This is a genomic window from Streptomyces olindensis, from assembly GCF_040645895.1.
GTDB classification, from domain to species: Bacteria; Actinomycetota; Actinomycetes; order Streptomycetales; family Streptomycetaceae; genus Streptomyces; species Streptomyces olindensis.
Genome location: NZ_JBEYZD010000041.1, coordinates 45,555 through 69,136, shown reverse-complemented (window position 1 = coordinate 69,136; position 23,582 = coordinate 45,555). Strand labels below are relative to the sequence as shown.

At 70.0% G+C, this 23,582-nt stretch carries 12 protein-coding genes and 1 pseudogene; 8 read left to right on the top strand and 5 right to left on the bottom strand.

Going from position 1 to position 23,582, the window contains the following annotated elements:
* Nucleotides 1–2: 2 nt before the first annotated feature.
* Nucleotides 3–1,802, bottom strand: a complete 1,800-nt coding sequence (locus ABZ948_RS25305; protein WP_359763134.1) for an ABC transporter ATP-binding protein — start codon at nt 1,800–1,802, stop codon at nt 3–5.
* Nucleotides 1,803–2,056: 254 nt separating this feature from the next.
* Here ABZ948_RS25305 and ABZ948_RS25300 point away from each other — a divergent pair, with 254 nt between their 5' ends.
* Entirely contained in the window at nt 2,057–3,325 is a 1,269-nt protein-coding gene (locus tag ABZ948_RS25300) for a DUF418 domain-containing protein (RefSeq protein ID WP_359763132.1), read from the top strand.
* A 52-nt stretch (nt 3,326–3,377) separates the two neighbouring features.
* Here ABZ948_RS25300 and ABZ948_RS25295 read toward each other — a convergent pair whose 3' ends face one another.
* Complete coding sequence (locus ABZ948_RS25295; protein WP_359763130.1) at nt 3,378–3,782, bottom strand: type II toxin-antitoxin system PemK/MazF family toxin; 405 nt, start codon at nt 3,780–3,782, stop codon at nt 3,378–3,380.
* Between the two features lie 313 nt (nt 3,783–4,095).
* Between ABZ948_RS25295 and ABZ948_RS25290 the strand changes: the two are divergent.
* The 3 genes and pseudogenes from ABZ948_RS25290 to ABZ948_RS25280 form a co-directional block, all read left to right on the top strand.
* Nucleotides 4,096–5,997: pseudogene (locus ABZ948_RS25290) on the top strand (beta-L-arabinofuranosidase domain-containing protein); the annotation flags it as partial.
* Between the two features lie 139 nt (nt 5,998–6,136).
* Nucleotides 6,137–7,549: a non-reducing end alpha-L-arabinofuranosidase family hydrolase gene (locus ABZ948_RS25285; protein ID WP_359763128.1), complete on the top strand. Its 1,413-nt coding sequence runs from the start codon at nt 6,137–6,139 to the stop codon at nt 7,547–7,549.
* Between the two features lie 85 nt (nt 7,550–7,634).
* Entirely contained in the window at nt 7,635–9,281 is a 1,647-nt protein-coding gene (locus ABZ948_RS25280; RefSeq protein WP_359763126.1) for a glycoside hydrolase family 27 protein, read from the top strand.
* A gap of 67 nt (nt 9,282–9,348) precedes the next feature.
* On the opposite strand, the gene ABZ948_RS25275 is transcribed toward ABZ948_RS25280, so the two are convergent.
* From ABZ948_RS25275 to ABZ948_RS25265, 3 genes are all read right to left on the bottom strand, one after another.
* On the bottom strand, nt 9,349–12,000 hold the full coding sequence (locus ABZ948_RS25275; protein WP_359763124.1) for an RICIN domain-containing protein: 2,652 nt from the start codon (nt 11,998–12,000) through the stop codon (nt 9,349–9,351).
* Nucleotides 12,001–12,182: 182 nt separating this feature from the next.
* Nucleotides 12,183–13,289: a ricin-type beta-trefoil lectin domain protein gene (locus ABZ948_RS25270; protein WP_359763122.1), complete on the bottom strand. Its 1,107-nt coding sequence runs from the start codon at nt 13,287–13,289 to the stop codon at nt 12,183–12,185.
* A 66-nt stretch (nt 13,290–13,355) separates the two neighbouring features.
* Nucleotides 13,356–15,554, bottom strand: a complete 2,199-nt coding sequence (locus ABZ948_RS25265) for a 1,4-beta-glucanase (RefSeq protein WP_359763121.1) — start codon at nt 15,552–15,554, stop codon at nt 13,356–13,358.
* Between the two features lie 559 nt (nt 15,555–16,113).
* Here ABZ948_RS25265 and ABZ948_RS25260 point away from each other — a divergent pair.
* The 4 genes from ABZ948_RS25260 (at nt 16,114) to ABZ948_RS25245 (ending at nt 23,563) form a co-directional block, all read left to right on the top strand.
* Nucleotides 16,114–17,487 carry an extracellular catalytic domain type 1 short-chain-length polyhydroxyalkanoate depolymerase gene (locus tag ABZ948_RS25260; protein ID WP_359763119.1) on the top strand — a complete coding sequence of 458 codons (1,374 nt, stop codon included), beginning with the start codon at nt 16,114–16,116 and terminating at the stop codon, nt 17,485–17,487.
* 367 nt (nt 17,488–17,854) lie between these two features.
* On the top strand, nt 17,855–18,193 hold the full coding sequence (locus tag ABZ948_RS25255; protein ID WP_359763117.1) for an SseB family protein: 339 nt from the start codon (nt 17,855–17,857) through the stop codon (nt 18,191–18,193).
* The gene (locus tag ABZ948_RS25250) at nt 18,183–18,839 is read left to right on the top strand and encodes a hypothetical protein (protein ID WP_359763115.1); all 657 of its coding nucleotides are present in this window, start codon (nt 18,183–18,185) and stop codon (nt 18,837–18,839) included. Before ABZ948_RS25255 ends, ABZ948_RS25250 begins: the two co-directional genes overlap by 11 nt.
* 2 nt (nt 18,840–18,841) lie before the next feature.
* On the top strand, nt 18,842–23,563 hold the full coding sequence (locus tag ABZ948_RS25245; protein ID WP_359763113.1) for a putative T7SS-secreted protein: 4,722 nt from the start codon (nt 18,842–18,844) through the stop codon (nt 23,561–23,563).
* The last annotated feature ends 19 nt before the right edge of the window (nt 23,564–23,582 follow it).

Sequence of the window (23,582 nt, the reverse complement as noted above, 5' to 3'; positions counted from 1 at the left end):
CCTCACGCGGGGGCCAGGAGCTGGGTGGCCGCCAGCCGCGTGTACAGCCGGTCCTGGCCCACCAGTTCCTCGTGCGTGCCCACCGAGCGGACCCGACCGGACTCCATGACGACGATCCGGTCGGCGCCCGTCACCGTCGACAGGCGGTGGGCCACCACCAGCACGGTGGTCTCGCGGGCCACCTCCGAGATGACGTCCCGCAGCGCCAGCTCGTTGACGGCGTCGAGCTGCGAGGTCGCCTCGTCCAGGAGCAGCAGCCGGGGCTTGCGCAACAGGGCGCGGGCGATGGCGATGCGCTGGCGCTCGCCGCCCGACAGCTTCGAACCACGGTGGCCCACCGGGGTGTCCAGGCCGTGGGGCAGGCGCTCGACGAGGGCGTCGAGCTTCGTCCGGGCCAGGACGTCGCGGATGTCGTCGTCCGTCGCACCGGCCGCCGCGAACACCAGGTTCTCCCGCAGCGTGCCGGCCAGCACCGGAGCGTCCTGCTCCACATAGCCGATGGCAGACCGAAGTTCGGACAGGGACCAGTCCTGCACGTCCCTGCCGTCGACCATCACGCGGCCGCCGGTCGCCTCGTGGAACCGCTCGATGAGCGCGAACACCGTCGACTTGCCCGCCCCCGAGGGGCCCACGAAGGCCGTCATCCCGGTGCCCGGCACCTCGAAGCTCACCTGCTGGTGGACGTACGGCAGGCCCGCGCCGTAGCGGAAGGAGACGTCCTCGAAGCGGACCGAAGCGGGCCCCGGGAGCGCTGCCCGCTGCTCGGGCAGGACACCCTCCCGCCGGGCCGTCTCCGTACGCTCCGTCGGCTCCGTCGACAGGCTTTCCACCTGCGCGATCCGGGAGATCGCGGCCGCCCCCTCCTGATAGGAGGACACGGCGTCGACCAGCTTGGCCACCGGCTCGATCAGGTAGAAGAGGTACAGCAGGAACGCGATGAGGGTGGAGACGGGAATCTCCCCGGACGCCACGCGCGCCCCGCCGACCGCGAGTACCGCGAGGAAGGCCAGCTGGACGGCGAGTTCGTCGGCCGACCCGGCCACCGCCTCCCACTTCGCGCTCTTCACACCGTGCCGCCACGCCCGCCGCGCCGCCGCCTCCACCCGGGCGGTCTCCCGCTCCTCGGCGCCGGACGCCTTCACCGTACGGAACGCCCCGAGGGCCCGTTCCAGCGCGACGGAGATCTCCCCGACCGCCTCCTGCGACCGCTCGGTGGCCCGCGCGATCTTCGGCATCACCAGGGCGACGGCCCCGCCGACCAGCACGACCACCACGAGCGTCACACCCAGCAGTACGACGTCCAGGAACGCCATCATCACGACCGCCGCGACGAAGGCCACCGCGCCGGTGGCCGCGGAGACGACCGCCTGGGTGCTGACCGCCCGCAGCAGCGTCGTGTCCGAGGTGACCCGGGACATCAGATCACCCGGCGGGACCCGCTCCCACTCCGCGAGGCGCAGCCGCAGCAAGCGCCCCACCAGGGTGCGCCGCGCGGCCAGGACCACCGACTCCGCCGTCCGCTCCAGCACATACGCGCCGAACGCCTCGACCGCCGTGCCCAGCAGCACCAGCACGGTGAGCGCGATCAAAATCCCGGCGATGGTCCCACCGGACGCCAGCCGGTCCACCAGCATCTTCGTGGCCAGCGGCTGCAGCAGCCCTCCGGCGGCTCCGACCAGGGCGCACAGCAGTCCGAGGGCGACGGCCCACCGGTGCGGCCGGACGTACGCCCACAGTGCCTTGACCGTTCCTCGGGCGGACAGGGACGTCTCATCCGTCCTCGGGGCGGATGCGGTGTTCACGGCATTCCTTTCTTCCGCAGTCTGCCGGGGGCCGGCCTCATGCCTCCAGCCTGGAAGCCCGTCCGCCCCGCGCCCATCCGGCACCTGTCGGGTCCACCCCCGCCGAGTGGCTGAAGAAGACAGCCATCCCCTCGCACCGGACGAGCCCGGGACGAGACGCCGCCGGTCGGCAGGGCGGTACCCGCCGATCGGCGGGGGCGTTACCGCAGGCTGCCGGATGGCCGGTCCCCCGACGGCCGCGCGAGGTTCTCCGTATGACACAGACACAGCCACCGCAGGAGACGCCGGCTCCGCCGGAGAACTCGCCTCCGCCGCCCCGAACCTCCCCCGAGTCCGCCGCGCCCGCCTCACCCGGTGCGTCGATGGGACGCCTCGTCGGGGTGGACCTGGCCCGCGCGCTGGCGGTGTTCGGCATGTACGTCGTGCACATCGGCCCCCCGCTGTCCGCCACGAGCGGCGTCGGCAGCTGGATCCGGTACATATCGGACGGTCACTCGTCGGTCCTCTTCGCCACCCTCGCCGGGTTCTCACTGATGCTGCTCGCCGGCCGCCGCGAGCCCAAGACCGGCCTGGCCGGCCGGCAGGCGAAGGCCCGCATCGCGATCCGCGCGGTGGTCCTGCTGGCGCTGGGCACCGTGATGGCGATGGAGTACGGGGGAGTGATCATCCTCGGCTTCTACGGGGTCTACTTCCTGCTGGCCCTGCCCCTGGTGCGACTGCGCGCCAGGACGCTCGCGATCACCGCGGCCGCGTTCGCCCTCGTCACACCGCAGCTCGCGTTCGTCCTCACCTCGCTGCTGACCGACTCGATCCAGCAGAGCATCAACGCCTACGACCCGCTCCGCCGCCTCAGCGAGGTGGGAGTGCTCGATCTGCTGCTCACGGGCTTCTACCCGGCGCTCACGTGGATGTCGTTCGTGATCGCGGGCATGGCGCTGGGCCGCCTCGACCTGTCCTCCGGCACCGTCCGGCGGCGCCTGGCCGCGCTCGGCGCCACGCTCACGGTGGCCGCGTACGGCATGTCCTTGCTGCTCGCCGGCAAGGGCGCGCTGCGGAGCATGGCGGAAGACGGATCGTCCTCCGGCGGCTCCGGGTCACTGCCCCTCGACAGCGGATCGGTGCCACCCGACGGCGGGTCGTTCCCCGACATGCCGGCGTCGTCGCTCCTGACGGCCGGGCCGCACAGCGGCACCACGTTCGACATCATCGGCAGCGTCGGAGTCGCGATCCTCGTGATCGTGGGCGCGACGGTGGCGATGGACCGCCTGCCGCGACTGCGCCGCCTGGCGAAACCGGTCATCGCCGTGGGCACGATGTCCCTGACCGCCTACGTCGGCCACTTCGTCGCACAGTCCGCGCTGTCGATACCCGCCGGGACCAGCACCCAGCAATCATGGGTGCCGCTGCTCCTGTTCGTCCTCGGGGCGACCGTGTTCGCCGCGATCTGGTCCCGCTTCTTCCGCCGCGGCCCCCTGGAGTACCTCCTCAACGCCGCCACGAAGCCGGCGAAGCACATCCGCTGAGCCATCCGGCGCGGTGGGACCCCGCTCTGACCCTGGGCAGCACAGGCGTCCGCTACTCGAGTCCTTCGAGACGGCGGGCATCCTTGATCTCGCTGATCCTGGCAGCCGTCATCGGGGTCCACTCCCTCGTCTCTCCAGCGGCACGGAGGGCTTCTCCGACCTCGCTGAGCTTCACGGAGGACAACACGCCCGCCCGCTCGATCAGGTCGTCCCGGGCCACGGTGGTCAGCCATGTGCACGGGGTGAAGCCCGGACGCGGGAGCGCGAACCGCAGCACGCCTTCGAAGGGCAGTCCTTCCGGGGCTCCTATGGCCACTTCAACGCCCAGGCCGCTGATGTCGATTCCCGCCGGCGCAACGACCTGCATCGCCTGAAACCCTGACGACTCCTCGTCCGAGAGCAGGACGACCGGGCGTCGCTCGTCGAAGTCGACCCACCAGACTTCACCGCGTTCCATGTGTCCTCCTGGCACGTCACAGCGTAGCCCCTGCCCGCCGGCAGGAGGCGTCCGAACTCCTGATGTCCCATGTTTGACGCGACGTCAGAGGCGTGAACCGGACGAAAACCCGCAAGTAGCAAAGTCTTTCGTGTCGCGAGACTAGACAAGAGCAACGTCCGTATCCGTTAATCCATCCCATGTATCACTCGAGAGGGTTGATCGAACCGAGACCCAACGGATGAGCACGTGACGCGTCGCGCCCGACCGTCCGACCTGTGAGCGAACGCACCGAAGACCAAGCAGTCACCTTCCCCCCACCGAGAGGTGCGAGATGTCTTCCTCCGTCAGCAGACGGCGTCTCCTGCGAGCAGCCGGGGCCACGGCCGCCGCGTCGGCCACCGGTTCCTTCATCGGCGCATCGCATGCCCGAGCGGCCGTCCCTCCCGCAAGGGCCGACATCGGGGTGCTCGCGCATCCCTTCGCGCTCAGCCAGGTCCGGCTCACCGCCGGCCGCTGGCTGGACAACCAGGACCGTACGCGGAACTACCTGCGGTTCGTCGATGTCGACCGGCTGCTGTACAACTTCCGCGCCAACCACCGCCTGTCCACCAAAGGCGCGAGCGCGAACGGCGGTTGGGACGCACCGACGTTCCCCTTCCGCACCCACGCCCAAGGACACTTCCTCACGGCGTGGGCACAGCTCTACGCGGTCACCGGGGACACCGTCTGCCGGGACAAGGCAACCCATATGGTTGCGGAGTTAGCCAGATGCCAGGCCAATAACAGTGCCGCCGGTTTCGGCGCCGGGTATCTCTCCGGCTACCCCGAGTCCGACTTCACCGCCCTCGAGCAGCGGACCCTGAGCAACGGCAACGTGCCGTACTACACCATCCACAAGACCCTGACCGGCCTGCTGGACGTCTGGCGCCACATCGGCAGCACACAAGCCCGTGACGTCCTGCTCTCCTTGGCGGGGTGGGTCGACCGGCGCACCGGCCGGCTCAGCGGCCGGCAGATGCAGGCCATGCTGCAGACGGAGTTCGGCGGCATGAACACCGTGCTGACCGATCTCTACCAGCAGACGGGCGACGCGCGGTGGCTCACCGTCGCCCAACGGTTCGATCACGCCGCGGTGTTCGACCCTCTGGCGGCCAACCGGGATCAGCTCAGCGGACTGCACGCCAACACGCAGGTACCCAAGTGGATCGGGGCCGCCCGCGAGTACAAGGCCACCGGCACCACTCGGTACCGGGACATCGCCACCAACGCCTGGAACTTCTGCGTCAACAACCACACGTATGCCATCGGCGGCAACAGCCAGGCGGAGCACTTCCGCGCCCCGAACGCCATCGCCGGCTACCTGAACAAGGACACGTGCGAAAGCTGCAACACCTTCAACATGCTCACGCTCACCCGGGAGCTGTTCGCACTGGACCCGAATCGGGCCGCTCTGTTCGACTACTACGAGCAGGCGTGGCTGAACCAGATGATCGGCCAGCAGAACCCGGCGGACGACCACGGCCACGTCACCTACTTCACCCCGCTCAACCCGGGAGGCCGACGCGGTGTGGGCCCGGCGTGGGGCGGCGGCACGTGGAGCACCGACTACGGCACCTTCTGGTGCTGCCAGGGCACGGGCCTGGAGATGCACACCAGGCTGATGGACTCCCTCTACTACCGCAGTGACGACACGCTGATCGTGAACCTGTTCGTGCCCTCGGTACTCAACTGGTCGGAGCGCGGCATCACCGTCACCCAGACGACGACGTATCCCGTGAGCGACACCACGACCCTGCGGGTCACCGGGAACGTCGGCGGAACCTGGGCGATGCGCATCCGCATCCCGAGCTGGACCTCCGGGGCCACCGTCAGCGTCAACGGCGCGGCGCAGAACATCTCCACCACGCCCGGCGACTACGCCACCTTGACCCGCTCCTGGACCTCGGGCGACACGGTCACCGTCCGCCTGCCCATGCGGGTCGTCATGCGGGCGGCCAACGACGACGCGAACGTCGCCGCGATCACCTACGGCCCGGTGGTCCTGTCCGGCGACTACGGCGACTCCGCGCTCAACTCCCTGCCGGCGCTGGACACGTCCTCGATCAGACGGACCGGCAACACGTCGCTCGCCTTCACCGCCACCGCCAACGGATCCACCGTCGGCCTGGGCCCGTTCCACGACGCGCACGGCCACAACTACACCGTCTACTGGAACACCGGCGCCACCGGCGGCCTCGTGCGGAACTGACGCCCGTCGGAAGCAGATGGCGATCACTCTCCCCACTCCCTTGCGCGACACCTCGATCATTGTTCGAAATTACGAACGTTGTCGCTCGATACGGAACCGCTCCCTCAAGGAATGAGGCTCCCCCATGCGCAGACGTGGTTTCAGCCCCAGGCATCTGTCTGTGATACTCGCGGCCCTGCTCGCTTCGGCGGCGACACTCGTCGCCAACCCGGCCCAGGCGGCCACCAGCGGCGCGTTGCGCGGCGCCGGTTCCGGCCGGTGTCTCGATGTGCCGAACGCCGGCCAGACGGACGGCACGAACCTGCAGATCTGGGACTGCCACGGCGGGACCAACCAGCAGTGGACGCTGACGGACGACAACCGGCTGACCGTGTACGGCAACAAGTGCCTGGACGTGCCCGGCCACGCCACCACGGCCGGCACGCGGGTGCAGATCTGGGCCTGCCACGGCGGTGCGAACCAGCAGTGGCGGGTGAACTCCGACGGCACGATCGTCGGAGTGGAGTCGGGGCTCTGCCTGGACGTCAGCGGCGGCGCCACGGGCAACGGCACGGCGGTACAGCTCTGGGACTGCAACGGCGGCAGCAACCAGAAGTGGACGGGGCTGTCCGCACCGCCGGGCGACACGTGCGCTCTCCCGCCGGCCTACCGGTGGTCGTCGACGGGCCCGCTGGCGCAGCCGTCGAACGGCTGGGTCGCGCTGAAGGACTTCACCACCGTGCCCTACAACGGCAAGCAGCTGGTCTACGCGACCACCTCTGACGGATCGTCGTGGGGCACGATGGCGTTCCGTCCCTTCACGAACTGGTCGGACATGGCGACGGCCACCCAGACCGGGATGAGCCAGGGCTTGGCCGTGGCGCCCAAACTGTTCTACTTCGCGCCCAAGAACATCTGGGTGCTGACCTCGAACGGGTGGGGTACCGCCTGGCCCTTCACCTACCGCACGTCCAGCGACCCCACCAACCCCAACGGCTGGTCCGCCCCGCAGGCGCTGTTCACCGGCAGCCTGCCCGAAAGCGGCCCGATCGACCCGACCATGATCGCCGACGACCAGAACATGTACATGTTCTTCGCCGACGACAACGGCAAGATCTACAAGTCGACCATGCCGATCGGGAACTTCCCGGGCAGCTTCGGCTCGTCGTACACCACGGTCATGAGCGACACGAAGGAGAAGCTGTTCGAGGCGCCGGAGGTCTACAAGGTCAAGGGCCAGAACCAGTACCTCATGATCGTCGAGGCGATGGGCGCGAACGGCCGTTACTTCCGCTCCTTCACCGCCTCCGGCCTGAACGGTCCGTGGACCGAGCAGGCCGGCAGCGAGAGCAGCCCCTTCGCCGGCAAGGCCAACAGCGGTGCCACCTGGACCAACGACATCAGCCACGGTGACCTGGTGCGCACCAACGCCGACCAGACCATGACCGTCGACCCCTGCAACCTGCAGTTCCTGTACCAGGGCAGGACCCCCGCATCGGACGGCACGGACTACCTGAAACTGCCGTACCGGCCGGGTCTCCTCACCCTGCGACGCTGACCCGCGCGCACGTGATCACACACTCCTGACCCGCCGATCAGGCCCGCGAAGCGGCTACCGCTTCGCGGGCCGGGAAGGAACCCCCATGGTTCCCCTGCACAGACGACTGCTGCGGCTCCTCACGGCCACCGCACTGACGTTCAGCGCCTGTGTCACGGCCTCCGTCGGCACGACCGCCCAGGCCGCGCCGGGCAGCCCCGCGCTCACCCCGCCGCTCGGCTGGAACAGCTGGAACAGCTTCGGATGCGGGATCACCGAGGCGCAGGTCCGCCAGGCCGCCGACGCGATGGTGTCCTCGGGCATGAAGGCCGCGGGCTACCAGTACGTCGTCGTCGACGACTGCTGGTTCGACCCCCAGCGCGACGCGGCAGGAAACCTCCGCGCCAATCCGACCAAGTTCCCCAGCGGCATGAAGGCGCTCGGGGACTACATCCACAGCAAGGGCCTGAAGTTCGGCATCTACCAGGCGCCCAACGAGAAGACGTGCGCGCAGGGCGTGGGCACCTACCCCGGCTCCACCGGCAGCAAGGGCCACGAGACCCAGGACGCCGCCACGTTCGCCTCCTGGGGCGTCGACTACCTCAAGTACGACTGGTGCTCCGGCAACGGCACCCTCAGCGAGCAGATCGCACAGTTCACCATCATGCGCGACGCCCTGCGCGCCACCGGCCGTCCGATCGTCTACAGCATCAATCCCAACAGTTTCCACTCCCCCACCGGCGACAAGTACAACTGGGGTCAGGTCGCCGACCTGTGGAGGACGACCGAGGACCTGCTCGACATCTGGCAGAACGGCAACACCAACAGCTATCCGATGGGCGTCGGCAACGTCCTGGACGTCACGGCGCCCCTGGCCGCGCAGTCGGGCCCGGGACACTGGAACGACCCCGACATGCTCGTCGTCGGCCGCCCCGGCCTGTCACTGACCGAGTCCCGCTCCCACTTCGCCCTGTGGGCGCTGCTCTCGGCCCCCCTCATGGCCGGTAACGACATCCGCACCATGTCCGCCGACGTGAGCGCGATCCTGCGCAACCCGCGTCTGCTGGCGGTGAACCAGGACTCGCTGGGCGCGGGCGGTCGCCGGGTGCGCGACGACGGCGACGCCGAGGTGTTCGCCAAGCGCCTGTCGGACGGCTCGGTCGCCGTGGGCCTGTTCAACCGAGGGAGCAGCACCGCGACCGTCACGGCCACGGCCGCCCAGGTCGGCCTGACCGGGGGGTCGTTCACCCTCACCGACCTGTGGACCGGCGGCACGTCGAGCACCTCCGGGCAGATCTCCGCGAGCGTCCCGGCGCACGGTGTCGCCGTGTACAAGATGACCGGCGGCAGCCCGCTGGCCTCCACCACCGGGCGCCTGCGCGGTGGCGGGTCCGGCCGCTGCCTGGACGTGGACGGCGCCGCCACCGCGGCCGGGTCGAAGACGCTGCTGTGGGACTGCCACACCGCCGCCAACCAGCTCTGGACCAGCTGGGCAGGAGGCGAGATCCGCGTCTACGGGGACAAGTGCCTGGACGCCTCCGGCCGGGGCACCACCAACGGCACGCCGGTCGTCATCTGGCCTTGCAACGGCCAGGACAACCAGAAGTGGACGGTCGGCTCCGACGGGTCGGTCCGCAACGTCCGCGCCGGGCTCTGCCTCGACGCCAGGGAGGCCGGCTCCGCCAACGGGACCCCGGTCATCCTGTGGACCTGCAACGGCCAGAACAACCAGAAGTGGACCACGCTCCCGTAATCCGTAACTCGTCATCGCCTAGGGGGGCGCAGGCGGTGGTGCCTGCGCCCCCACTCGGGTGTCGAGGTCAGGACGGGTCGCCGTACTGCAGGCCGCGTCCGTTGGTGCCGACGTAGACGCGGCCGTAGGTGTCGGGGTCGCCGGTGATCACGCCGACGCCGCCGATGGCACCCCACTGGTGGGCCTTGTCGTTGACGCGGAGCCAGGTGGCGCCCTTGTCGGTGGAGCGGAAGACTCCGGTGACGTCCTTGACGGTGCCGATCAGGTACAGCGCCTGGTAGCCGGTGCCCGGCTTGGCCTTGCCGAAGCCGAGGGCGGAGGCGGACTGCACCGTCTTGAGCGTGGTGAAGGTGCGGCCGCCGTCGGTGGAGTGCAGCAGCCCCTTGGTGCTGCCGGCGATCCACAGGTCTCCGGCGATGCCGGGCACCGCCGTGAGCCGGCCGGAGGGCAGGCCGGTCGCGCGAGCGGTGAAGGTCGCACCCCCGTCGGTGCTGGCGTGGAGCGTGCCGCCGGACAGCGAGTAGAAGGTCCTGGCCGAGGAGCGGTCGGCGACGACCACGGCGTCGTCGCCCAGGCCGTCGACCCTCGACCAGCTCGCCCCCCTGTCGGTCGACCGGTACGGGGCCTGGCCCGCCTGGGTCCAGACGATGGTGGAGCCGTCCGCCGCGAGCGCGACACGGCCGTCCTGGGCACCGGCCACCGGCTCTGCCTTGAAGCCGTTCCAGTTGCGGCCGCCGTCGGTGGAGTAGGCGCCGTCCTGCGCGCCGCCCCGGCCGACGCGGACCATCATCGAGGGCTTGGACTGGGCGAAGTCGATATCGGTGCTGTTGGTCATCAGCGGGTTCTTCAGCCGCCTGGAGGGCACCTTGGTCAGGTCGTCGTGCCGGAAGCCGCCCTGGTCACCCATGGACGTGATGACGGTGGCGCCGCCGGGAGGGGCGATCGCGTCCAGCAGTGCGGTCTCCTCCAGCCCTCGGGCGCCCATGCTCCAGTGGCTGGTGCCGCCGCTGTCGGTGGCGCCCGCGTCCTTGCTGCGCAGGATGCCGTTGCCGGTGCCGTACAGCACGTGCCCGGAGTTGAAGGGGTCGATGGCCAGGGCGGTCATCCAGTGCCCGGTGTGGGTGCCGACGTAAGGCGCGGCGGAGGCGTTGCGCACCGACTTGTCGGCCAGTGCCTTCCAGGTCGTGCCGCCGTCGGTGCTGCGGTAGATCTCGTCCTGGGGCCACCAGCGGCCGAGGGTGGTGACCATGACCGTGGAGGGCTTGCGCGGGTCGACGGCCAGACCGGAGAACCCGTAGTCGCCCTGGGAGGGGGAGATGTTCTTCCACGCCCCGCGGGTCGGCGTGTACTTCCACACCGAGCCCCGCGTCACGCCGTTGGGTCCGAGGGCGTTGGTGTACGTCAGGTACAGCGAGCCGTCACCGGAGAGCACGCCGTGCTGCGGCAGCTGGCCGGTGGGCTGCCCGGAGACGGCCTGCCAGGTGCTGCCGCCGTCGGTGGAGCGGTACAGGGAGGTGGACTTGTCGCCGACACCGACGTAGATCGTCTTGCTGCCGGCCGGGCCGTACGTCACGAAGGAGATGCCCCCGCCGCTGCCCGCCCCGTCCTTGACGGGGAACGAGGACACCTGGCGCCATGTCACGCCGAAGTCGGTGCTGCGCCACAGGCCGTTCTTGCGGCTGCCCAACAGCAGGTTGCGGTTGTCGGCGGGGTCGATCACGAGCCGCTCGCCCGCCCCACGGCCGTCCTCGTTGCCACCCACCTTGAAGGGCAGATCGGTGCGCTTGAAGGTGCGGCCCCGGTCCGTGGAGCGCAGGATCGCGCCGTTGCCCGCCCACTCGTTGGTGTACGTGCCCGCCATGAGGTACAGGCGCTTGGGGTCGACGGGGTCGGTGGCCACCGAGTCGATGCCCAGCAGGTTCCAGTCCTTCTCGCCGATCCAGTCGGTCAGCGGGATCCACTGCTCGGCCCCGGTGTCCCAGCGGTAGGCACCGCCCATGTCGGTGCGCGCGTACAGCAGACCCTTCTCCCGCTGGTTGAACACCAGCCCGGTGACGTAACCGCCGCCCACCACCTGGGCGTTCTTCCACACATACGGTCCTGCCGCGGCCGTGGTCCCCGCGGTGCCGGATCCGGACGCCAGGGTCCGGTCCGCCTTCACCAGCTTCCACTGCTGATGGGAGCCGCCCCGGCTCGGATGCTGGACGACCGCCGCGCCCTGGGCCGTGGAGCCACCCGAGACGTCCAGGACCTGCCCGCTCCTGCGGGAGGTGAGGATGACGGCGTCGGAACCGCTCACCTCGCTGATCCGCCACTCCTGGGAAGCGGCTGAGCTGTCGGTCTGCTGCTCGGCGGCGGCTCCCTGAGCTTTTGAATTGCCCGCTATGCCCAGCACCTTGCCGCTGTTGCGGTTCACCAGCTCGTAGTAGCCGTCCCCCTTGGGCCGCAGCCTCCACTGCTGGTTGGCGGTGTTCTCGTCGGTCCACTGCTGGATGCGGGTGCCGTCGGCGGTGGAGAAGCCGTTGACGTCCAGCACCTTGCCGCTGCGCACGGAGACCAGCCGGTAGTAGGCATCGCCGTCGACCGTCGCGGCCTGCGAGTCCTCCTGCGTGAACAGGAGGTACGGCACGAGGACGGCGGGCACACCGAGCACCAGACCAGTGGCGGTCCAGCGGCGGCGGTGACGCCCGCGGCGCCCGCCGTTCGTGGGGTGGTTCATGGGGCGGCGTTCTCCTTGCCTGCTGTTCACGTGGAAATCCGGATACCGGCCACCGAACTGGCCGGATCCGATTCCTTGTGGTCACAGGCTGCGCAAAGGGTTGCCGTGATCTTGGAGTTCTCTTCAGGTGATGTTCTTCCGGGATCCGGACCCCCGGAGAGGGCGCGGATCCCGGAGCGGGGTCATCCGGCGGTCAGAGTGGTCCACTTCTGGTTGGAGCCGCCGTTGCAGTCCCACAGGTGGAGCTGTGTGGCGTCGGCCGTGGAGGAGCCCGGAACGTCGAGGCAGCGGCCCGAAGCGGGGTTGCGGTAGCCGCCGTTGTAGGGCTGCCAGACCTGGTTGGCGCCGCCGTGACAGGACCAGAGCTGCACCTTGGTTCCGTTCGCGGTGCCATAGCCGGCGGCGTCGAGGCACTTGCCCATGGAGCGCAGCGTGCCGTCGGTGTAGGCGGACCACAACTGGTTGGCACCGCCGCCGCAGCTCCACGTCTGGATGGCGGTCCCGTCGGCTGTGCCGGCGCCATTGACGTCCATGCACTTGCCGGCGATGCCGGACTGTACGCGTGCGGGGGCGGGGGCGGGGTTCTTCAGCCATCCGGCGCTGTCCGCGGCCCGGACGCCGCGGTGGAAGGCGTCGGCCATCTTCTGGTAGCCCGAGTCGTTGGGGTGCAGGGGGTCGGCCAGGTCGGCCGTGGTCAGGCTGCTCATGTCGACGAAGGCGACGTGTTTGCCCGCCGCTTGTGCCTCGCTGACGATTTGGCGGGTGGCCTGGTTGTACGCGCCCCGCCACCGCTCCTCGGAGCTGCTGGTGGACACGACCAGGGAGGCGACGAGGACGGTTGCGTCGGGGACGTCGGCGGTGATCTGGTTGATCAGCGACTTCAGCCGGGCGATGGCGGTGTCGACCTCGGAGGCCCCCTGGAGGTCGTTGGTGCCGATGTGCAGCGTGACGACATTGGGCCGGTAGCGGGTGAGCGAGGCGTCGGCGAGTGCGGCGATCTGGTCGATGCGGTACCCCGAGTGGCCCTCGTTGTCGGGATCGGACATCGAACCGGCCCGCCCGGTGCCCACGAAGTCCAGCGGGTGGCCGTCCGCAGCGAGTCTGTCCCACAACGGCGCCCGGTAGCCGTTGCCCGTACTGCTTCCCACACCCCAGGTGATCGAGTCGCCCAACGGCATGACCCGCAAAGGCGTGTCGGGGGCGGCGGAGGCAGGGGTCACACCTGCCGCTGTCAGCCCGAGCACGGCGGAGGCAAGCGTGACCAGGGGCAGGATCCGAGACTTTTTCATGGAGTTCCTTCTCTTCCGCGAGTGATGGCTGTTCAGCGGGGCTGGTCGCCGCCGGGCGGTCGCGCGTCAGGCGGGCTCCCCGTACTGCGCGCCGCGTCCGTTGGTGGCGAGGTAGACCCGTCCGTACACGCGGGGATCGCCGGTGATGGCGGCTCCGGTCCAGCCCCACTGGTGACGGTCGTCGTTGATTCGTGTCCAGGTCTTCGCCTCGTCGTCGGAGCGGTATACGGCGGTGATGGCGTCCGTGGCGCCGACCATGTAGAGCGCCGGGTAGGAAGCGCCCCTGGCGGCCTTGCCGAAGCCCAGGGTGTGTGAGGCGTGGCAGCTGCTGACCTTGGTGAAGGTCGCGCCGCCGTCGGTCGAGCGGTAGAGCCCGCTGCTCTTGAGGCTGAGCCACAGGTCGCCGGTGCGGCCGGGTGCGGCGACCAGCTGGAACTCGGTGTCGCCCGAGCTGAGGCCGGTGGCCCGCGCGGTGAAGGTCCGGCCGTTGTCGATGCTGGCGCAGAGTGTGCCGGTGGTGGTGTCGAAGGCGTACCAGCGGGTGGGGTCGAGGGGGTCGGCGACGGGTGTCGCTCCCCTGGGGAAGGTGGGGATCTCGGTCCAGGTCGCGCCGCCGTCGGTCGAGCGGTGGGCGGGGTTGGCGGTGCCGAAGGACCACAGCAGCACGCCGGCGTCGGCGTTGGTGGCGATCGGGCCGGGTGCGCTCTTGGCGACGTCCGGCTGGGTCGTGAAGGGGGTCCAGGTCTTGCCGCCGTCGTTCGAGAAGGCGCCGTTGCCGTGGTCGCCCCACCCGGCCCGGACCACGTAGGAGGGTTGGGCGGTGGCGAGGGACAGGCCGGTGCTGGTGCCGAAGACGGGGTTGGACGCCATGCCGCGTGAGGGTGAGGCCGTGAGCCGTTCGTGGTACATCACGCCGATGTCGCCGGAGCCGCTGAGCAGGTGGGCCTCACCGGTGGGGGGCGAGATCAGCTGGCGTACGGACGCCTCCTCCACACCGCGGATCTGCGGCGCCCAGTGCTTGAGGTCGCGGGTGCCGTAGAGGGTGGCGCCGGTGCCGTGGACGATGTGCCGGGAGTCGAACGGGTCCAGTCCGACGGCCTGGATCCACCAGCCGAACTTCGGCTTGTCGGCACCCCACTTGAGGTACGGCGTCTCAGACACGTCGAGGACGGCCCTGTCCTTCAGAGACGTCCAGGTGCGGCCGCCGTCGGTGGTCCGGTACAGGGTGTCCACCAGCGACCAGCGGTTGTTGGTGGAGACGACGAGCGTGCCCGGGCGGCGAGCGTCGACGGCGACACCGCCGTAGCCGAAGGAGTCGGCGGAGCCGTCGGCCGTCGTGCCCCCCGGCTTCACCGGGGTGACCTCGGTCCACGTCCCGCTCGTCGTGCGCAGCTTGTGCACACTGCCGTCGGACTGCCCGTTCGGGCCCGGGGCGTTGGCGTACGTCACGTACAGCTCGCGCGTGTGCCGGTCGTAGGCGGCCCGGATCGGGACCTTGGCGGCGGTGCCGGCCGGCTGTCCCGGGACGGCCTCCCAGGTGACGCCGTCAGCGGTGCGGTAGAGGTTCGCGGAGGTGCCGTCGGAGTCGCCCCAGCCGGCGTAGACGCTGCGGCCCACGGCGACCAGGAGCGTGACGCCCTGGCCGGTGGCGCGCGGGGCGGCCGGGAAACTCACGGCCTGCCAACTGGTGCCCCGGTCGGTCGACTTGAGCAGCCCGTCGTGCCGGGTGCCCAGCCACAAGGTGTCGCTGTCGCGCGGATCGACCAGCAGCCGCTCCCCGCAGCCCCGGCCGTCCTCGTTGGCCCCGAGCTGCACGCTGAGATCGGTGCGCTTCCACGTCGCCCCGCGGTCCTCCGAGCGCAGCACGGCCCCGTTGCCGGCCCAGGCCTGCGTGTACGCGCCCAGGGACAGATACACGCGGTTCGGATGCGCCGGGTCGACAGCCATGGCCTCCACACCCAGCAGATTCCAGTCGTCCCAGCCCAGGTGGTCGGTCAACGGGACCCAACGGCCGGCCCGGTCGTCCCACCGGTAGGCACCGCCGATGTCGGTCCGCAGGTAGGCCAGCCCGCGCACGGAGGGATGGAACAGCACCCCGGTGATGAACCCGGTACCGCCCTGGACCACGTTGCGCCAACGGTATCCACTCGTCGCGGGAGTGGCGGCGGCTTGCGCACGTCCCTGGCCGAGCGGCGGGGAGACGGCCGCGGCCGCGGCAGCGGTCCCGGCGAGTACAGCTCTTCTGCTGATGTGGAGCGTGCGCATGACAACCTCTTCCTTGCGCGAAGGAGACGGAAAGAGCGACGCCCCTGAGGGGCGCGGGGACCTTGCCGGTGCAGTCGGCCGCCGAGCCGCTCTCCGACGGAGGATCAGGCGGTGAGCAGCGGCATCCCACCGGCCACCGCTGCGGCGGGTGTCGTGACTGGAATTGGCTGAGCTGGAAGCAGACATCCCATTACTGTGACGTGATGCACAGTCGAAGCGCTTCGACGTTACTGCGAGGTTAAGTGAAGGCATGAGGGCGCACAAGGGCCGCATTCAAGATTACTCCGGGGTACAACAAAGGTGCTGGAGCGCTCTGTTCAACGGAACGAGGCCGGTCTCTTGACACGGACCTGAAGCTCTGACGAGCATCGAAGCGCTTCACTCTTCTCCTCTAGTCCACTTCAGGGGAATCCCATGCGTCCGCCCACGGGCCGCACACACATGGGATCCCTGAACCAGCATCCAGCCGAAGCCGTTCACCGCGGCACGCGTGCCTGACGAAGCGCTTCATCACATGGTCTTCGTCGCGACCGGGCCGGATTCCAGAAAGGACAGCGTCATGTCCCCGAAGGCCAGGAAGAGAAGCGTCAAGGAGGTGCTGGTAGCTCTGCTGTTGGGGATCTCACCGCTGATCGCGGCGCTCGTGCTGACCGGCACCTCGGCCACCACCGCGTCGGCCGCGTCGGCCGCATCGGCCGCATCGCTGAAGGAGGTGACGGACTTCGGCAGCAACCCGGGCGACCTGCGGATGTACACCTACGTGCCCGACAGCGCTACGGCACACCCGGCGGTGCTGGTGGCGGTGCACTACTGCACCGGCACGGGGCCCGCCTTCTACTCCGGCACGGAGTTCGCCCGCCTTGCCGACCAGTACGGGTTCATCGTCGTCTACCCGGACGCGAACGTCAGCGGGCAGTGCTTCGACGTCTCCTCGCCCCAGGCGCTCAAGCACGACGGGGGCAGTGACCCGACGAGCATCGCCCAGATGGTCCGGTACACCCTGCAGAACATGAACGCCGACCCCGACCGGGTCTACGTCACCGGCGCCTCGTCCGGCGCGATGACGACCAATGTCATGCTCGGCGCGTACCCCGACCTGTTCAAGGCCGGGGCGGCCTTCATGGGCGTGCCGTTCGGCTGTTTCGCCACCACCGACGGCTCCGGCTGGAACAGCGACTGCGCCACCGGCCAGATCTCCAAGACCCCGCAGGCCTGGGGCGACCTCGTCCGGGCCGCCTACCCCGGGTACACCGGCCCCCGGCCGCGGATGCAGCTGTGGCACGGCACCGAGGACGAAGCGCTGCACTACGCGAACTTCGGTGAAGAGATCAAGCAGTGGACGAATGTGCTCGGGGTGAGCCAGACCCCGGTCTTCACCGACTCCCCGCAGTCCAACTGGACCCGCACCCGCTATGGCTCCGCCGGCGCGCAGGCACCGGTCGAGGCGAACAGCTTCCAGGGTGTCGGGCACAGCCTGCCCGAAAGCGGTATGGCGGCCCGGGCCATCACCTTCTTCGGACTCGACGGCTCGGGAGGTTCCGGCGGCACCACCACGGGTCCTGTCCACGCCACCGGCTCGGGCAAGTGCCTGGACGTCCCCGGCTTTTCGCAGACCAATGGCGCCCGGACGCAGATCTGGGACTGCAACGGCCAGACGAACCAGTCCTGGACCCGTACGCCGGCCAAGCAGCTCACCGTCTACGGCGGTGCGAAGTGCCTCGACGCGGCCGGCACCGCGGCCGGCGCAGACGTCGCGATCTGGGACTGCAACGGCGGCGCCAACCAGCAATGGAACCTCAACTCCAACGGCACCATCACCGGTGTCCAGTCAGGGCTGTGCCTGGATGTGGCCGGTGCCTCCACCGCCAACGGCGCACCGGTCAAGCTGTCGGACTGCAACGGCGGCAGCAACCAACAGTGGCGCCTCGCCTGACACCACCGCCCCCGCAATACGGAATTCGTGACGTACCAGCAGGTCAGTTGCCGTTTTCCGGCTCGCCGGAGGAGCCTTCGGGCAGCCAACAGGACGTCAGCCGCCAGTTCCTCGACCACGGCGGTGAGACCTCGCGCTGTACGGGAGAAGGTCCCGGCGGCGCCTGCCGAGCCGCTGGACCTGTTGCAGGGCCCCACTCAGGGGTGCCTTCCGGAGAACCGCCGACATGTCCGCGTGCGTCTTGATCTACCGTTCCCTCAGTCGCCTAGGACGGGGAGAGGCCGTGCAGCGGACAAGGACAGCGCTCGCCGAGCGAATTGCCGAGCAGAGAAGGGGAGTCGGTGACCCTCGTGCGCTGGTCGGTGAGATGCGACGCTCGGTCCTTCTGGTGCCGACGGCCGGTGGAGGCCTCTGGTCGGCGCGGTCGGGCGGGGTGCGGTGGATCTGCGGGTTCACGGACGAGGCCGCACTGGCCCGGTTCGCCCTGCTGCACGCATCCGGTGATCAGCCCATGGACTACGCGGCGCTGTTGGGCGCCCGCATCGTCGACGAGGTCGTGCCGTCCCTCGACGAGCCCGCCGGCCTGGCCGTCGACATCGCCACCGAGGACGGGTCGATGTTCTTCCCGCCGGTCGTCGGCATCGTTGCGGACGGCGTCGCCGTCGACTTCGACGAGGCGCAGGAGGAACGCGGCCATGGGCGCTGACGGGGCCGATCTGCAATTCGACAAGGCGTCCGTCGCGAAGTTCACGCAGGGCGTGGGCGCGACCATCGACGGGCTCGGCGAACTGGGCGGCGCCACCGGTTCGGTGCTGGGCAAGGGATTTTCGGAGCTGGCGATGACCGGGATGGAGGCCGGGCACCACGGCCTCTCGGTCGACTTCGAGGACTTCTGCGAGCGCTGGGAGTGGGGTGTGCGGGCCCTGGTGGGCGACGCCAGCGCGATCGCGAACCGCCTCGGGCTGGCAGCGGGCACCCAGTGGGAGCACGACCAGTACGTCGAGGGCACGCTGAAAGTGGGCGTCAACTCCGTGATGGGCGGCAACCCGCATGCCACCGAGGAGGAGATCGCCCGGCAGGACTGGGGCGAGGTGTTCACGCCGGACGCCCTGAAGCCGGACTGGAGCGCCGAGTCGTTCGACCAGGCCGGTCAGGACATCACCCAGACCTGGAAGGACACCGGCCGCACGGTTCTCACCGAGGGCGAGGGCGGCCGGCGGTCGCAGGCGATCATCGACGCGTCAGGTGTCTCCGAGGACCAGTGGAACCGGGCCCTGGACAACACCTTCGGCCCGTCGCCGGAGGAACGCGCCCAGCAGGCGCAGCAGCAGGGTGAGTCCGGGGGGAACTGACGGTGGGCATAGGCGACTTCCTCAGCGACATCACGCCCGACTCGGTCGAGAACGCGGTCGAGGACGGTGTCAAGTGGGCCGGCAACAGGGTCGAGGACGCCGGCAACTGGACCGCCGACCGGCTGCAGGACGTCGGCTGGGAGTCCGGCGCGGACTGGGTGCGCGAGCAGTCCCGTTCGGTCGCGAACCGCATGGGCGCCGAGGTCGACGAGATGGACCTCGGACAGACCGAGGACAAGACCAAGCTGATCTACGGCAGCGCAAGCAAGATCACCGCCACCGCCGCCAAACTCCGCGCCTTCCAGAAGGCCTTTGACGACGCCGGTGACGGCCTGAAGGGCCTGGACTCCTCCCGGCTCAAGGGCGAGACGGCCGAAGCCCTGCGCACCGCGGTGAGCACCCAGCCGCCCAAGTGGTACGCCGCCGCCGACGCCTGCGCGAAGGCGCTCGGCGCGCTCGACGCGTTCGCCGCCACGATCACCTGGGCGCAGGCACAGGCGCAGACGGCGATCGACAAGTGGAAGGAGGGTGTCAAGGCCTCAGAGGACGCCGCCGACGCCCACCGCAAGAAGGTCGACGACTACAACAGCGCCGTCGACCGCTACAACGCCCAGCCCGCCGACAAGCGCGACCCGTCCTCGCTCCCGCCCAGGCCCGCGGCGACGTTCGACGACCCCGGCAAGAAGCTGATGCAGGAGGCGCAGGACATCCTCGCCGAGGCCCGCAAGCAGCGGAACTCGGCGGCGGAGACGGCACGCACCGCGGTCCGCGCCGCACGCGACATGGCCCCCGCGAAGCCGTCCTACGCCGAGCAACTGGCAGGCGGGTTCCAGGAATTCCAGATCATGGGCGACCACGTCGGCGGCGGCATCATCAAGGGCACGGCGGGCATCCTCAACTTCGTCCGCAGCGTCAACCCCGTCGACCCGTACAACATCACGCACCCGGCCGAGTACGCCACCTCCCTCAACAGCCTCGCCGCCGGGCTGATCGTCGCCGCCAACGACCCGGTCGGCACCGGCAAGCAGATGGTCAGCGACTTCATGAAGGACCCGGCCGAGGGCTTCGGCCGGCTGATCCCCGACCTCGCACTGACCGCCGCCACCGGTGGCGGCGGCGCCGCGGTCAAGGGCATCCGCATCGCCGAGGAGGCCGCCGACGCCGCACGGGCGCGCAGGCTGATCGACGACGCCCCCGAGGGCACCCATAACCGCCCCGACGGCGAGCGCACCACCGACGGCACCGACCCCGTCGACCTCGCCTCCGGCCGGATGTTCCTGCCCCAGACCGATCTGGCGATCCCCGGCATCCTGCCGCTGCTCTTCACCCGCCGCACCGAGTCCGGCTGCACGGCCGGCCGCTTCCTCGGCCCCTCCTGGACGTCCACCGTCGACGAACGACTGGAGGTCGACGCGGTCGGCGTCATCCACGTCACCGCCGACGGCCTCCTGATCCCGTACCCCCACCCGGTCCCCGGCGCGCCCACCACCCCGTCATCGGGCACAGCCCGCACCCTGCTGGCCCGCGACGCCGACGGCGACTACACCGTCACCCACCCCGACAGCGGCCTGACCTTCCACTTCACCGCCCCGCCCGGCAGCGAACCCGGGGACGACGGCGTCGCATGGCTGTCGGGCATCACCGAGCGCAACGGCCACACCATCACCGTCGACCGTGGCGAGAACGGCCTGCCGCTGGCCCTGGCCCACTCGGCGGGCCACCAGGTAAAGCTGTCCGTCGCCGACGGCCTGGTCACCGCCCTGTCCCTGGCCGGCGCGGGCGAGGGCGGCGCGGACCTGCCCCTCATGAGCTATGGCTATCAGGACGGCAACCTCACCACCGTCACCAAGCCGTCGGGTGCCACCACGACCTTCGTTTACGACGACCGCCGCCGCGTCATCGCCTGGATCGACTCCAACAACAGCCGCTACGACTACGTCTACGACGACCGCGACCGCGTCGTCGCGGAGGGCGGCGAGGCCGGCCACGTCCAGATCACCCTGACGTACACCGAACCCGACCCCGAGACGGGCCACCGGACGACGGTCCTGACCACCGCCGACGGCCGGGCCACCCGGCACCTGATCGGCCTCGGCTGCCGCGTCCTGGCCACCATCGACCCTCTCGGCAACACCACCCGGTTCCACTACGGCCCAAGCGGCGACCTGCAGTTCCGCACGGACCCACTGGGCCGCACCACTGCGTTCTCCTACGACGGGGAGGGCCGGCTTGTCACCGTCACACGTCCCGACGGCACCGAACTCCGCGTCGTACGCGCCCCGTCCGGCCTGCCCACGGAGCGTCACGATCCGGACGGCGCCCGGTGGCTCCAGGAGTTCGACGAGCGGGGAAACCGCACGGCGGTCACCGATCCCGCCGGCCGTACCATCAGCTACACCTACGACGAGTCCGGTCTCCTGACGTCTGTCACCGATGCCCTGGGGGCCACCACCGTCGTGCGCTGCGACGAGGCAGGCCGCCCGGTGGAGGTGACTGCCCCTGACGGCGGCACCACCCGCTTGGAACGCGACGCCCTCGGCAGGCCGGTCCGCATCACCGACCCGGTGGGCGGCGTCACCCGCCTGCAGTGGCACGCCGACGGACAACTCGCCCGACGCACCGGCCCCGACGGCGCTACCGAGTCATGGACCTACGACGGCGAAGGCAACTGTCTCACTCACACTGATGCGGCGGGCGGAGTGTCCCGCTTCGAATACACCCACTTCGACCTCCTCGCCGCCCGCACTCGGCCCGACGGCGCACGGTACGAGTTCGAGCACGACACGAGCCTGCGGCTCACCCGGGTCACTGACCCGCAGGGGCTCGTCTGGACGTACGGGTACGACCGGGCCGACCGGCTCGTGTCCGAGACCGACTTCGACGGCCGCACCGTCACCTACGGCCTCGACGCCGCCGGGCAGGTCACCACCCGGACCGATCACATCGGCGGCGTTGCCGCATACGCGTACGACGAACTCGGCCGGATGGTCCGCAAGGAGGTCGGGGGCCGGGTCACTGTCCACGCCTACGACCGCGCCGGACGCCTGATTCAGGCGTCGAGTCCCGACAGCGAACTGGTGCGCCGCTACGACCGGCGCGGCCGGCTCAAGACCGAACTCGTCGACGGCCGTGCCCTCGACCACGCCTACGACCCCGCCGGCCGCCGGATCCGTCGCACCACCCCTACCGGACTGGTCACGAGCTACGCCTACGATGCCGCGGGCCGCCCCATCCGGGTGACCTCCGGAGGCCACGACATCACCTTCACGCACGACGCGGCCGGACGCGAAGTGGAACGCGTCTTCGCTGGCATCGTCACCCAGGCGTCCGTCTGGGACGAGGCCGGCCGGCTGTCGGGCCAGCACCTCACGGCTGGTTCCCGCACCCTCAACCAGCGCACGTACGCCTACCGCGCCGACGGCCGTCTCACCGCAACGTCCGACTGGGTGTCGGGGGCGCGAACGTTCGACCTCGACCCGGCCGGCCGGGTCACCGCCGTCCACGCACGCGGCTGGAGCGAGCGGTACGCATACGATGCGAGCGGCAACCAGACCTCGGCCGCTTGGCCCGACTCACACCCCGGCCACGAGGCCACCGGCCCTCGCGCCTATACCGGCACGACCGTCACGCGTGCGGGTGACGTCCGCTTCGAGCACGACGCCCTCGGCCGCGTCACCTTGCGCCAGAAGGTCCGGCTCTCCCGCAAACCGGACACCTGGCGCTACACGTGGGACGCCGAGGACCGCCTCATCTCCGTGGTCACCCCCGACGGCACCCACTGGCGCTACCGCTACGATCCCCTGGGCCGGCGCACTGCCAAGCAGCGCCTGGCGGCGGACGGCGAGACCATTGCGGAGGAGATCCGCTTCACCTGGGACGGCCTGACCCTCTGCGAACAGACCACCGTTTCCAGCGACCTGCCTCGTCCGGTAGCGCTCACCTGGGAGCACCGCGGCCTCACGCCCCTCGCCCAAACCGAGCGCATCCTCACCCCGGACGCCCGTCAGGAGGAGATCGACCGGCGATTCTTCGCCGTGGCCACCGACCTGCTCGGCACTCCCACCGAACTGGTCGACGAATCCGGACGCATCGCCTGGCGCGCCCGCGCCACTCTGTGGGGAACCACCGCCTGGTCCCGCTCCAGCACGGCCTACACCCCCCTTCGCTTCCCCGGCCAGTACTACGACCCAGAGACCGGCCTCCACTACAACCTCTTCCGTCACTACGACCCGGAGACCGGCCGGTACACGTCTCCGGACCCTCTGGGGCTCTCGCCGGCGCCGAACCCGGTCGCCTACGTGACCAACCCGCACACCGTTTGCGACCCCTTCGGCCTGTCGCCGTACCCGAACGGCGACGGCCCGGCCATCGGCGAGTACACCTCCAAAGGCGAGGGGCAGGATCTCAAACGCTCCGCCATGGTGGGCGACGACCAGTGGCACTTCAACACCGGCCACGGCTACGACCGAGCCCACACCGGCCCGGACGGAACCACGAACGATCTACGGACCACCAACTTGAAGCCCAACCAGATCGAACAAGCAATCGTCTCCGACGTGTACGCGTACATGAGGGACGGCGGGGTGGTCCCCCGCGCCAGGACCCCCGAGTTCAGCGGCCCGCTCGACAGGTCGGTGCAGATCGACGGGCACGACGTCGGCTACCGGGTCATTCAGCGGCCCGACGGCGCATACCAACTGTCCACCTACTGGCTCAATCCGTAGGGACAGGTCCCCCGACCCG